Raw genomic sequence first — 11,608 nt, 5'->3', positions numbered from 1 at the left:
GCCGAACGAAAAAGGGCCGCGCCTTGCGGCGCGGCCCTTCGATCACGCGGCTGGGCGCGATCAGATCTGGTCGAGGGCCTCGATGGCTTTCTCGAGGTCTTCCTTGGTGATTTCCTTGTCGGTCACTTCGGCGCCTTGGGTGATGAAATCGACGACCTTGTCTTCGAAGATCGGCGCGCGCAGCTGCTGTTGCATCTGGGCGTTCTGCTGCACGAATTCGAAGAAGGCACGTTCCTGACCCGGGTACTGACGCGCCTGGTTCATCACGGCTTGCGTGAACTCGGCGTCGGTCACTTCGATCTCGTTCTTGCGGCCCAGTTCAGCGAGCAGCAGGCCCAGACGCACGCGGCGCTCGGCAAGCTTCTTGTGCTCGTCGGTGGGCTCGATCGAGCCGTGGTTGTGGTCGTGGACCTCGGGGTTTTCCTCGTGCCAGAGCTGGTGCGCGATCTGGCCGGCTTCGGCCTCGACGAGGCTCGGCGGCAGGTCGAACTTGACCTTCTCGTCGAGCTGGTCGAGCAGGCCGCGCTTGAGGATCGCACGGGCCGCGCCCTTGTATTCGGCTTCCAGACGCTCGGCGACCTGGCCTTTCAGCGCGGCGAGGTCTTCGGCACCGAATTTCTGCGCCAGCTCGTCATCGATCTCGGCGTCTTTCGGGCCGCGAACTTCCTTCACGGTGCATTTGAACAGCGCGTCCTTGCCGGCGAGATGGGCGGCGCCATACTGCTCGGGGAACTTGACGTTGACTTCGGCCTCTTCGCCTTCCTTGGCGCCGACCAGCTGGTCTTCGAAGCCCGGGATGAACGAGCCCGAGCCGAGCACGAGCGGGTAATCCTCGCCCTTGCCGCCTTCGAAGGCCTCACCGTCGACGAAACCTTCGAAGTCGATCACGACCTGATCGCCCTCTTTCGCCTTGGTGCCCTTGCGGCGCTTCTCGAAGTTCTGAACCGATTTCGCGAGGTTTTCGAGGGCCTCGGTCACGGCGGCGTCTTCGGCCTTGACCACGAGGCGCTCAAGCTTGAGGCCGGTCAGGTCGACTTCCGGGATCGCGGGCAGGGCTTCGTAGGACACGGTCACCACGACATCATCGCCCGGCTTCCAGCTTTCGCCGTTTTCCATCTCGATCTGCGGCTGCATCGCCGGACGGTCGCCCGAGGTCTCGAAATGCTCGGACATCGCGCCGTCGACGGCTTCCTGCATGGCTTCGCCCATCAGGCGCTCGCCGAATTGCTTGCGCAGCATGGCCATCGGGACTTTGCCCTTGCGGAAGCCTTTCATCCCGATTTCGGGCTGGGCTTCTTCCAGTTTCGCGGTGACTTTCGCATCCAGCTCGGCGCCGGTGATGGTGATCTTGTAGCCGCGCTTGAGGCCTTCGTTGAGGGTCTCGGTGACCTGCATGGGATGTCCTTCGTTCTTGGGCCGCGGACGCTCCGCGGCAGGCAATCGAAATTTCAGCCGCCCTTCTATTGATCGCGGGCCTTGGAGGCAAGGCGAAAACGGGCGTGTTCGCCAGCTTGCGCGGGCAAAGCCCGGGGGAAGAGGGGATTTGGTGCGGGTGAAGGGACTCGAACCCCCACGCCAAAGGCGCCAGAACCTAAATCTGGTGCGTCTACCAGTTCCGCCACACCCGCATTGGCGCCTCTCTAGCAAGGCGCGCGGGCGGGGGAAAGGGGGATTTCCGCGCGCTCAGAGGCCGAGCGCGCGGAACACTGCGGGGAGTTCCTCGGGGAGGTCTTCGGCGATCAGGCCGGGGCCGAATCTGCGCGCCGCCTCGGCATGAAGCCAGGCGCCGGTGCAGGCCGCGTCAAAAGGCGCAAATCCGCGCGCCAGAAGCCCGCAGATGATCCCCGCCAGCACATCGCCCGAGCCCGCCGTGGCGAGCCAGGGCGCCGCCTGGTCGCCGCTCGCGCCGTTTTGCGCGATCGCGCCGTCGGGCGCGGTGATCAGCGTGTCGGCGCCTTTCAGGAGCACCGTGCAGCCCGCGCGCGCAGCGGCCTGCCGGACAGCCTCGGGGCGGGGCAGGGCGCCTGTGCGCAGGGCTTCGGCGAGATCGGGAAAGAGCCGGGCAAACTCGCCCTCATGTGGGGTCAGCACGCAGGCGGGGTGGAGGTGGTTGAACAGGCGCTCGGGGTCGTCGGCAAAGGCGGTCAGCGCATCGGCATCGAGCACCGTCGCGCGTTGCCCCCAGAGTGCTGCGGGCACCATTTCCTGCGCGCGCGCGAGGCCCAGCCCCGGGCCCAGCAAAAGCGCGTTCTTGCGCTTGTCCTGCAAGATGCCGCGCAGGCTGAAGGCATCGGGTAGGGGATCGAGCATCACGGCGGTGAGTTGGGCCGCGTTCTCGGCCAGCGCGGATTGCGGCGCGAGCACGGTCACCAGCCCCGCCCCCACGCGCAGCGCCGCGCGGGCCGCAAGCCGTGCGGCGCCGCCTTTGCCCGGGCCACCCGCCAGCACCAGCGCATGGCCGTGGCTGTATTTATGCGCCTCGGGGGATTTCGCGAGGGCCGCGCGCATCGCGCTATCCGGGGTGATGTGTTGGATCATGGGGTCTCCGGCGGTTTAGGCGGTTCGGGCGCGGTCACAGGCCGATATCCGCGACCACGATTTTTACGCCCTCACGCTTTAGCATTTCGTGAACGGGTTTTTCACGGTGAAAGGTGACGCAGAGATCGGCGGGCAGGGCGGGGCCGAGGTCTTGGGCTGCATCGGCATCACGCCCCGAGGGCACATCCACCGCGATCCGGTGGCCTGGCAGTCGGAGTCCCGCGACGCCCGGCGGCAGCGGGCGGGTCAGACCAATCCCAAAGAGCGCGTCGATGCTCAGATCGGCTTCCGGCAGGGCGGTGGGTGTTTGCGGGTCGAGGGGCGTGCTGCCGATGTCGCACGCCTGCCAGCGCGCTGCATTGGCTGCGGCGTCGGGCGGCAGGCGCGCGGGGTCGCCAAGAGTATAAAGGCGCAGATCCCAGCCGCGCTCGAACAGGAGGCGCGCGATCACATATCCGTCGCCGCCATTATTGCCCGGCCCGCACAGCACCACCGCCCGGCCCGGCGCGCAGATCAGCTCGGGCCAGGTCGCGAAGGTGGCGTCCGCGACGCCTCTGCCCGCCCGCTCCATGAGCTCAAGGCCCGAGACCCGGCCGCTGTCGATCGCAGCGGCTTCGATGGCGCGCATTTGGGCGGAAGTGAGTATTTCGGTCATTTAATCCCGGAAAAAGTTTTCAAATCGCTTGCGGATGAGGCGAAGTGATGAAAATTTAAGCGCACCACTTGGAATCCCGTGGCCTCGCTGGCCTCTTCCAAGCTAGCCGATTGCGGGCGCGCGTGGAAAGTGGTCTGAGGGGGTGCGCAAAATATGTCGGGGGAGTCGGCTGCATGAAAAAGATTGAGGCGATCATCAAGCCCTTCAAGCTCGATGAGGTGAAGGAAGCGCTGCAAGAGGCCGGAATTCAGGGTCTTTCGGTGATCGAAGTGAAAGGCTTTGGCCGTCAGAAAGGTCATACCGAACTCTATCGCGGCGCCGAATATGTCGTTGATTTCCTGCCCAAGGTGAAGATCGAGATGGTGCTGCCCGACGATATGGTCGATGCCGCCATCGAAGCGATCACGTCGGCCGCGCGCACCGAAAAAATCGGCGACGGCAAGATCTTTGTCTCGCCGATCGAACAGGCGATCCGCATCCGCACCGGTGAAACCGGCGACGACGCGGTCTGATAACAGAAATTCGAATTCGGGCCGCAGGCCTGATGACCCACGCTCCACAGAAAGGGTAATTTGCAATGGGCGCAGTGAAAAAAGCTCTCGAACTGATGAAGTCGGAGGAAGTCGAATACGTTGACGTTCGCTTCACCGACCCGCGCGGCAAACTGCAGCACGTGACGCTGATCGCCGACCTGGTCGATGAAGACTTCTTCGAAGAAGGCTTCATGTTCGACGGTTCCTCGATCGCTGGCTGGAAGTCGATCGATCAGTCGGATATGAAGCTGATCCCGGACGCGAAGTCGGTCTACATCGACCCCTTCTACGCCGAGAAAACCCTCTGCGTGCACTGCAACGTGGTCGAGCCCGACACCGGCGAAGCCTATGATCGCGATCCGCGCGGCACCGCTGCGAAAGCCGAAGCCTACCTGAAAGCCACCGGTATCGGTGACGCGTCCTACTTCGGCCCGGAAGCTGAATTCTTCCTGTTCGACGACGTGCGTTACTCGGTCACCCCGGACAAGGTCGGCTACCAGATCGACGCCGAAGCGGCGGCCTGGAACACCGATGCGGCGATGGAGATGGGCAACCTTGCTCACCGCGCCGGCCACAAGGGCGGCTACTTCCCGGTCAACCCGATCGACGAAGCTCAGGATCTGCGCGGCGAGATGCTCTCGACCATGAAGCGCATGGGCATCAAGGTCGACAAGCACCACCACGAAGTGGCGACCTGTCAGCACGAGCTGGGCATGATCTTCGGCGGTCTGACCGAGCAAGCCGACAACATCCAGAAGTACAAATACGTCATCCACAACGTCGCTCATGCCTATGGCAAGACCGCGACCTTCATGCCGAAGCCGATGAAAGGCGACAACGGCTCGGGGATGCACGTGAACATGTCGATCTGGAAAGACGGCAAGCCGCTCTTCGCCGGCGACAAATACGCTGACCTGTCGCAGGAAGCGCTGTACTTCATCGGCGGCATCCTGAAGCACGCGAAGGCGTTGAACGCGCTGACCAACCCGTCGACCAACTCGTACAAGCGTCTGATCCCGGGCTTCGAGGCTCCGGTTCTGCGCGCCTACTCGGCCCGCAACCGCTCGGGCTGCGTCCGTATTCCGTGGACCGAATCGCCGAAAGCCAAGCGTGTGGAAGCCCGCTTCCCCGATCCGTCGGCGAACCCCTATCTGTGCTTCGCGGCGCTGATGATGGCTGGCCTCGACGGCATCAAGAACAAGATCGATCCGGGCCCGGCTTCGGACAAGGACCTTTACGACCTGCCGCCGGAAGAGCTGGCCGCGATCCCGACCGTTTGCGGTTCGCTGCGTGAAGCTCTGGAAGCTCTGGAAGCCGACATGGACTTCCTGCTGGCCGGTGACGTGTTCACCAAAGGTCAGCTCGAGGGCTACATGGCGCTCAAGTGGGAAGAAGTGTACGCCTACGAGCACACCCCCCACCCGGTCGAGTACCAGATGTACTACTCGTGCTAATCAGCACGGTAGTTACGGGAAAGGGCGCCTTCGGGCGCCCTTTTTCGTTGCGCTGCGGCGTTGAATTCCGGGCACCGGGCGGCCCAAGATATTGTGTCAGGCGCCTGCGCGCGCTAGACCCGGCGTCAAGCGACATCAGAGGAGGGTGGCATGACCCGTGCATTCGTATTCCCCGGTCAGGGCGCGCAGACGATCGGAATGGGCAAGGCGCTGGCCGAGGCCTATCCGGCAGCCAAGGCGGTTTTCGACGAGGTTGACGCGGCTCTGGGCGAAAGCCTGTCGAGCCTGATCTGGGAGGGCGACATCGCCGAGCTGACGCTGACGGCGAATGCCCAGCCCGCGCTGATGGCGACCTCGATCGCGGCGCTGCGCGCGCTGGAGGCCGAGGGTTTCTCGGTTGGGGATGCGGCTTTCGTGGCGGGCCATTCGCTGGGCGAATATTCGGCGCTTTGCGCGGCGGGCGCGCTGAGCGTGACCGATGCGGCCAAGCTGCTGCGCATCCGCGGTGCGGCGATGCAATCGGCGGTGCCGGTGGGCGTCGGCGCGATGGCGGCGCTGCTGGGTCTGGGCTTTGATGACGCGACCCGCATCGCGGGCGAGGCCGCGGCTGCCGGGCCCGGCAATGAGGTCTGCCAGGCCGCGAATGACAATGACCCCGCGCAGGTGGTGGTTTCGGGACACAAGGCGGCGGTCGAACGCGCGGTGGAAATCGCCAAGGCGGCGGGCGCGAAGCGCGCGGTGATGCTGCCGGTCTCCGCACCCTTCCATTGCGCGCTGATGCAGCCTGCGGCCGACGCCATGGCCGAGGCGCTGGCGGGCACGCAGATCAACGCGCCGGTGGTACCGGTCGTGGCCAACGTGCGCGCCGAAGCCGTTTCCGACCCCGAGCTGATCCGTCAGCTGCTGGTCGAGCAGGTCACCGGCTCGGTGCGCTGGCGCGAGTCGGTCGAGTGGATGGTCGGCCAGGGCGTCACCGAATTCTGGGAAATCGGCGCGGGCAAGGCGCTCTCGGGGATGATCAAACGCATCGCCAAGGAAACTGCGCAGGCCAATATCGGCACCCCCGAAGACATCGCCAAGCTGAAAGGCTGAGGCCCTCAGCTTTCGCGTGACAAAGGCGGCTCGCGACGCAACGAGGCCGCGAGCGGAAGATCCGCGACAGAGTTCAGCCTGTCGCGGATCAGCGCCTCATCGGCATCGGGCGGCAGTTCGATCAGTGTGATACCGGCCTTGCGCAGCGCCTCGCGCTTGACGGCATCGCGCATGAAGGCGTTGGAATTCAGGTGATGGCCGCTGCCCTGATATTCGATAGCCGCCACCATGAGGCCGCGACGGTCGATGATCGCGAAATCGAGCCGTTTGGCGTTGATCGCCCGGTTCGCTTCAAGCCCGTAATTGGGCTTGCCATCTGCGTTGGCCGCACAAAGCAGTTCGCCCAAAGCAACCTGGATCAGCAGGCGATGCCCTTGCCCGAGTTCGCGAACAAGCTTTTCGAGGATCGGAAGCAGCCGTGCCTCGGATTTGTTCAGGAGCGGCACGCGTTGAAACGCGGCCTCTGCTACAAGCTGCAGGTGGTCGGGGGATTTCAGGGCTTTAGGGACGAATGGCGTGCTTCGGGTTGAAGAGACGTGGGATCGGCGGCGGCGCTTGATGGATTTGATACCGATTTCAGCGAGAAGTCTGATGAAGCCGATTGCTACGACGGCTGCGAACGCCAGGCTGAGCGTCCGCATCACATTATCCATTCCAGGGAAATCCATTCGCGCACCAAATCAGTTTTGAAATGCCGCCAGTTTCCGGCGGATCGCTGGAATCTTCAAGTCACCGTTGAGGGCGGCAATCGTACCTCGGCTCTTCAAAGGCTGGCGGCGGAGAGACTTCGTTGCTATGACGTCCGGGAAGAGGTGAAGGAGTGGTCATGTTCGATCTGACTGGGAAATCGGCGCTGGTGACGGGCGCTTCGGGGGGGATTGGTGCCGAGGTTGCCAAGGCGCTGCACGCGGCGGGGGCGAATGTTGCGCTCTCGGGGACGCGGGTGGAGCCGTTGGAGGCGCTGGCGGCCGAGTTGGGCGAGCGGGCTTTCGTCTGCCCGGCGAACCTGTCGGATCCGGAGTCGGTCGAGGCGCTGCCGAAAGCCGCTGCTGCCGCTATGGGCGGGCTCGATATTCTGGTGAACAACGCCGGGATCACGCGCGACAACCTGTTCATGCGGATGTCGGATGACGAGTGGCAATCGGTGATCGACGTGAACCTCACGGCGTCTTTCCGGCTGATGCGGGGCGTGCTGCGCGGCATGATGAAGGCGCGCTGGGGCCGTATCGTCAACATCACCTCGGTGGTGGGCGCGACGGGTAACCCGGGCCAGGGCAACTATGCCGCTGCCAAGGCGGGGCTGGTGGGGATGTCGAAGTCGCTGGCGACCGAGGTCGCGAGCCGTGGCATCACCGTGAACTGCGTCGCGCCGGGCTTCATCGCCACCGCGATGACCGACAAGCTCAATGACGAGCAGAAGGGGAATATCCTCAAGCAGATCCCCGCGGGCCGCATGGGCAGCCCCGAGGAAATCGCGGCTGCGGTGCTCTATCTGGCCAGTCCGGAAGCGAGCTATGTCACTGGCGCAACGCTTCACGTGAACGGCGGGATGGCGATGATCTGAGCCGGCTTCCCCTGCGTCCAGAGGCCGCTTCAAAAGGCGCGAAAAGCGTGTTGCCATCGGGCAAGACTGTGCTAGAAGCGGGCTGGACGGCCGGGGGAGGACCCGCCTGCCGGCGGCCTTGCGCAAGCGGGGCGCTTGAACCGCTCGGAACGAGCAAGGATATCAGACAGGGCCCAAGGGTCCGCGAGATTGAGGAACGAACATGAGCGATATCGCTGATCGCGTGAAGAAGATCGTCGTTGAGCATCTGGGCGTGGAAGAGGACAAGGTCACCGAAACCGCCTCGTTCATCGACGACCTGGGCGCCGACAGCCTCGACACCGTCGAGCTGGTCATGGCCTTCGAAGAAGAATTCGGCATCGAGATCCCGGATGACGCCGCCGAAACCATCCAGACCTTCGGCGACGCGGTGAAGTTCATCACCGAAGCGTCCTGATCCCTTCGGATCTGAGAATGCAGGCGGCGTCCCCTTGGGGCGCCGCTTTTCGTTTCGGGGGGCGGGATGCGCTGTTTCGTCGGAATCGGGCTGTCGGAGCTGGTGCTTGATGCGGTCGAGCACTTGCAGGAGGGCCTGCCTATCGGGCGGGTGGTGCCGCGCGAGTCGCTGCACCTGACGCTGGCCTTTCTTGACGATCTGGAACCATGGCAGATCGAGGCGCTGCACGAGGGGCTGGCGGATATTCACCTGCCGGCGCCCGCGCTGCGCTTTGGCGGGCTTGAGTTGTTCGATCCGGAGCACCCGCGGCTTTTGGCGCTAGCGGTGGAGCCGGTGCCCGAACTGGTCGCGCTGCAGCGCGCTGTGGCGCAGGCGGCGCGGCGGGCCGAGATCGCACTGGAGCGGCGCCGGTTTCGCCCGCATGTCACGCTGGCGCGGTTTCGCGCGCGGATGGAGCCCGGTGAGGCCTGCCGCCTCGCGCAGTGGCTCGAGGCGCGCGGGCAGGCGCAGGCTGAGGCGCCGCTGCCCGGAATGACGGCCGAGGGCGCTACGCTTTATGCCTCGGAGTTGCGCCCCGAGGGCGCGCGCTACACCGCGCTGTCACACTATCCGCTGGGGTAATCGGCGCGCGTCTGTGCTGAACGCTTAGGCAGCGCGCCGCCCGGCGCGGGTGCAAACGTCGCCAATGCGTTGCGTGGCCGCGCGCGGGCGTGTATCAGAGCAGGGATTGTTTTCACTGACGAGGTAAAGCATGCGTCGCGTTGTTGTCACGGGTCTCGGTATGGTTACGCCGCTTGCGTGCGGTGTCGAGGAAACCTGGAAGCGGTTGCTGGCAGGGCAGTCCGGCGCCGGGCCGATCACGCGGTTCGATGCGTCGAACGTGACCACGAAATACGCCTGCGAGATCCCGGTTGGGGATGGCTCGGACGGGACGTTCAACCCCGACGACTGGATGGAGCCGAAAGAGCGCCGCAAGGTCGATGATTTTATCCTCTACGGGATGGCCGCGGCCGATCAGGCGGTGCGCGATGCGGGCTGGATGCCCGAGGACGAGGAAAGCCGTCTGCGCACGGGCGTGATGATCGGCTCGGGGATCGGCGGTCTTTCGACGATCGCGGAAACGGCCGTTCTGATCAAGGAACGCGGGCCCAAGCGTGTCTCGCCCTTCTTTATCCCGGGGTCGCTGATCAACCTGATCTCGGGCCAGGTCTCGATCCGCTATGGTTTCAAGGGGCCGAACCACGCGGTGGTGACGGCCTGCTCGACTGGTGCGCATGCGATTGGCGATGCGGCGCGGCTGATCCAGTGGGGCGATGCCGACGTGATGCTGGCGGGCGGCGCGGAAAGCCCGATCTCGGAAATCGGGATCGCAGGCTTCAACGCCTGCAAGGCGCTTTCGACCAAGCGCGCGGACGAGCCGACCAAGGCTTCGCGCCCCTATGACGAGGATCGCGACGGGTTCGTGATGGGCGAGGGCGCGGGTGTTGTCGTGCTGGAGGAATACGAGCACGCCAAGGCGCGCGGCGCCAAGATCTATGCCGAGGTTCTGGGTTATGGCCTGTCGGGCGATGCCTATCACATCACGGCGCCGGCCGAGGATGGCGATGGCGGGTTCCGCTCGATGCAGGCGGCGCTGAAGCGCGCGGGGATCACGCCGGATGCGGTGGATTACATCAACGCGCATGGCACCTCGACCATGGCCGATACGATCGAGCTGGGCGCGGTGGAGCGGCTGATGGGCAATGCGGCGGCGAAGGCCACGATGTCGTCGACCAAATCCTCGATCGGCCACCTTCTGGGGGCTGCGGGCGCGGTGGAGGCGATCTTCTGCATCCTCGCGATCCGTGACCAGATTGCGCCGCCGACGCTGAACCTCGACAATCCGGCGGTGCAGCCCAAGCTCGACCTTGCGCCGAATGCCGCGCGCAAGCGTGAGATCAACATCGCGCTGTCGAACTCCTTCGGCTTTGGCGGCACCAATGCCTCGCTGGTGATGGGCAAGGTCACCGACTGATGTGGCGTAACATCGTTTCGACCTTTCTGACGCTGGCGATTGTCTTGCTGGTGGCGGCCTTCGGCTTGCTGGCCTGGGCGCAGCGGGAATATCGCGCGCCGGGGCCTTTGGCCGAGGCGATCTGTTACCGCGTGGACAAGGGCGCGACCATCGGCAAGGTGGCCGGCGCGCTGACGGAGGCCGGGGCGATCTCGTCGGAATACCTGTTCCGGGCAGGGGCGGATTACTCGAAAAAGGCGCATCTTCTGAAGTTCGGCTCCTATCTGATCGAGCCGCATAGCTCGATGGAGCAGATTGTCGATCAGCTGACCGTCGGTGGCCCGGCGACCTGCGGCAATGAGCTGAACCTGCGGATCGGTGTGCGCGTGAATGATGCGGTCCTGCGCGAGCTGGACCCGGCGAGCCGCGATTATGTCGAGGTGGCGAAGTGGCGCTTTGCCGAAGAGCCCGCGCCCGAGGCGCTGGCAAAGGCGCGCGACAAGGGCGACCTGCGGCTGCGCGTCACGCTGGCTGAGGGTGTGACCAGTTGGCAGGTGGTCGAGGGGCTGAAGGCGATTGCCGAGCTTGAGGGCGAGATCGCAGCGGTTCCGCCCGAGGGAAGCCTTGCGCCCGACAGCTATGCGATCGAGAAGGGCACGACGCGGCAGTCGATCCTGGATGAGATGGCCGCGCGTCAGGCGAAGATCCTGGCCGAGGCCTGGGAGGGCCGCGACGCCGATCTGCCCTATCAGACGCCCGAAGAGGCGCTGGTGATGGCCTCGATCATCGAGAAGGAAACCGGCGTGCCGGACGAGCGCGGGCAGGTGGCGAGCGTTTTCGTCAACCGGCTGCGTCAGGGTATGAAGCTGCAGACCGACCCGACGGTGATCTACGGGGTGACGAACGGGCAGGGTGTGCTGGAGCGCGGGCTGCGCCAGTCCGAGCTGAAGCGCGAGACGCCCTACAACACCTATGTCATCGACGGGCTGCCGCCGACGCCGATCGCGAATCCGGGGCGGGCCTCGATCGAGGCGGCGATGCATCCGGAGGCGACTCAGTACCTGTTCTTCGTGGCCGATGGCTCGGGCGGGCATGCTTTTGCCGAGACGCTGGCCGAGCATAATCGCAACGTCGCCAAATGGCGTGCGATCGAAAAACAGCAGCAGTGACGTCAGCGCGCCTTTGAAATCATTGAAAAAAACCCGCGTTCCGCGCGGGGTTTTTCATCTCGCAAAATACAACCTTGGATTTAGAACTTGACATCGTGAACGCTCTAAGGTAGATATATGGCATGCTAGGAGAAGTGGGCAAGCGCCGCGGGGAAACCCGTTGGCGCTTCTTCA

The 11,608-nt window shown here is 64.7% G+C and carries 12 protein-coding genes and 1 tRNA gene; 8 read left to right on the top strand and 5 right to left on the bottom strand.

Annotation, left to right across the window (positions count from 1 at the left end; translation table 11 throughout):
* Positions 1-60: 60 nt before the first annotated feature.
* The 4 genes from tig to CLN94_RS14240 all read right to left on the bottom strand — a co-directional run bounded on the left by tig (position 61) and on the right by CLN94_RS14240 (position 3,193).
* Positions 61-1,395, bottom strand: a complete 1,335-nt coding sequence (gene tig / locus CLN94_RS12095; protein ID WP_096434209.1) for a trigger factor — start codon at positions 1,393-1,395, stop codon at positions 61-63.
* Positions 1,396-1,544: 149 nt separating this feature from the next.
* Positions 1,545-1,628, bottom strand: a tRNA-Leu gene (locus CLN94_RS12090).
* A gap of 55 nt (positions 1,629-1,683) precedes the next feature.
* On the bottom strand, positions 1,684-2,538 hold the full coding sequence (locus CLN94_RS14245; protein ID WP_096434208.1) for an NAD(P)H-hydrate dehydratase: 855 nt from the start codon (positions 2,536-2,538) through the stop codon (positions 1,684-1,686).
* 34 nt (positions 2,539-2,572) lie between these two features.
* Positions 2,573-3,193, bottom strand: a complete 621-nt coding sequence (locus CLN94_RS14240) for an NAD(P)H-hydrate epimerase (protein WP_096434207.1) — start codon at positions 3,191-3,193, stop codon at positions 2,573-2,575.
* Between the two features lie 173 nt (positions 3,194-3,366).
* Here CLN94_RS14240 and CLN94_RS12075 point away from each other — a divergent pair, with 173 nt between their 5' ends.
* The 3 genes from CLN94_RS12075 to fabD all read left to right on the top strand — a co-directional run bounded on the left by CLN94_RS12075 (position 3,367) and on the right by fabD (position 6,272).
* Positions 3,367-3,705 carry a P-II family nitrogen regulator gene (locus CLN94_RS12075; protein ID WP_096434206.1) on the top strand — a complete coding sequence of 113 codons (339 nt, stop codon included), beginning with the start codon at positions 3,367-3,369 and terminating at the stop codon, positions 3,703-3,705.
* Between the two features lie 65 nt (positions 3,706-3,770).
* Positions 3,771-5,180 (top strand): type I glutamate--ammonia ligase, encoded by a 1,410-nt coding sequence (gene glnA / locus CLN94_RS12070; protein WP_096434205.1) that lies wholly within the window; start codon positions 3,771-3,773, stop codon positions 5,178-5,180.
* A 150-nt stretch (positions 5,181-5,330) separates the two neighbouring features.
* Entirely contained in the window at positions 5,331-6,272 is a 942-nt protein-coding gene (gene fabD / locus CLN94_RS12065) for an ACP S-malonyltransferase (RefSeq protein ID WP_096434204.1), read from the top strand.
* A gap of 5 nt (positions 6,273-6,277) precedes the next feature.
* Here fabD and CLN94_RS12060 read toward each other — a convergent pair whose 3' ends face one another.
* Positions 6,278-6,925 (bottom strand): DUF2726 domain-containing protein, encoded by a 648-nt coding sequence (locus CLN94_RS12060; RefSeq protein ID WP_179300306.1) that lies wholly within the window; start codon positions 6,923-6,925, stop codon positions 6,278-6,280.
* A gap of 173 nt (positions 6,926-7,098) precedes the next feature.
* On the opposite strand from CLN94_RS12060, the gene fabG reads away from it, so the two are divergent.
* The 5 genes from fabG to mltG all read left to right on the top strand — a co-directional run bounded on the left by fabG (position 7,099) and on the right by mltG (position 11,434).
* Complete coding sequence (gene fabG / locus CLN94_RS12055) at positions 7,099-7,836, top strand: 3-oxoacyl-ACP reductase FabG (protein ID WP_096434202.1); 738 nt, start codon at positions 7,099-7,101, stop codon at positions 7,834-7,836.
* Positions 7,837-8,038: 202 nt separating this feature from the next.
* Entirely contained in the window at positions 8,039-8,272 is a 234-nt protein-coding gene (locus tag CLN94_RS12050; protein ID WP_096434201.1) for an acyl carrier protein, read from the top strand.
* 66 nt (positions 8,273-8,338) lie between these two features.
* Entirely contained in the window at positions 8,339-8,893 is a 555-nt protein-coding gene (gene thpR, locus CLN94_RS12045; protein WP_096434200.1) for an RNA 2',3'-cyclic phosphodiesterase, read from the top strand.
* 130 nt (positions 8,894-9,023) lie between these two features.
* Positions 9,024-10,286: a beta-ketoacyl-ACP synthase II gene (fabF, locus tag CLN94_RS12040; RefSeq protein WP_096434199.1), complete on the top strand. Its 1,263-nt coding sequence runs from the start codon at positions 9,024-9,026 to the stop codon at positions 10,284-10,286.
* Complete coding sequence (gene mltG, locus CLN94_RS12035; protein WP_096434198.1) at positions 10,286-11,434, top strand: endolytic transglycosylase MltG; 1,149 nt, start codon at positions 10,286-10,288, stop codon at positions 11,432-11,434. Before fabF ends, mltG begins: the two co-directional genes overlap by 1 nt.
* The last annotated feature ends 174 nt before the right edge of the window (positions 11,435-11,608 follow it).

The sequence above is a fragment of the Pseudothioclava arenosa genome, assembly GCF_002358085.1.
In the GTDB taxonomy this organism is placed as follows: Bacteria; Pseudomonadota; Alphaproteobacteria; order Rhodobacterales; family Rhodobacteraceae; genus Pseudothioclava; species Pseudothioclava arenosa.
The sequence above is the reverse complement of the archived record's forward strand: the minus strand, read 5'-3'. Positions and strand labels throughout refer to the sequence as shown.

What these genes read in the sequence shown, in the direction of transcription:
- tig (WP_096434209.1), bottom strand. Translation starts at nt 1,395, where the DNA reads ATGCAGGTCACCGAGACCCTCAACGAAGGCCTCAAGCGCGGCTACAAG.
- CLN94_RS14245 (WP_096434208.1), bottom strand. Translation starts at nt 2,538, where the DNA reads ATGATCCAACACATCACCCCGGATAGCGCGATGCGCGCGGCCCTCGCG.
- CLN94_RS14240 (WP_096434207.1), bottom strand. Translation starts at nt 3,193, where the DNA reads ATGACCGAAATACTCACTTCCGCCCAAATGCGCGCCATCGAAGCCGCT.
- CLN94_RS12075 (WP_096434206.1), top strand. Translation starts at nt 3,367, where the DNA reads ATGAAAAAGATTGAGGCGATCATCAAGCCCTTCAAGCTCGATGAGGTG.
- glnA (WP_096434205.1), top strand. Translation starts at nt 3,771, where the DNA reads ATGGGCGCAGTGAAAAAAGCTCTCGAACTGATGAAGTCGGAGGAAGTC.
- fabD (WP_096434204.1), top strand. Translation starts at nt 5,331, where the DNA reads ATGACCCGTGCATTCGTATTCCCCGGTCAGGGCGCGCAGACGATCGGA.
- CLN94_RS12060 (WP_179300306.1), bottom strand. Translation starts at nt 6,925, where the DNA reads ATGGATAATGTGATGCGGACGCTCAGCCTGGCGTTCGCAGCCGTCGTA.
- fabG (WP_096434202.1), top strand. Translation starts at nt 7,099, where the DNA reads ATGTTCGATCTGACTGGGAAATCGGCGCTGGTGACGGGCGCTTCGGGG.
- CLN94_RS12050 (WP_096434201.1), top strand. Translation starts at nt 8,039, where the DNA reads ATGAGCGATATCGCTGATCGCGTGAAGAAGATCGTCGTTGAGCATCTG.
- thpR (WP_096434200.1), top strand. Translation starts at nt 8,339, where the DNA reads ATGCGCTGTTTCGTCGGAATCGGGCTGTCGGAGCTGGTGCTTGATGCG.
- fabF (WP_096434199.1), top strand. Translation starts at nt 9,024, where the DNA reads ATGCGTCGCGTTGTTGTCACGGGTCTCGGTATGGTTACGCCGCTTGCG.
- mltG (WP_096434198.1), top strand. Translation starts at nt 10,286, where the DNA reads ATGTGGCGTAACATCGTTTCGACCTTTCTGACGCTGGCGATTGTCTTG.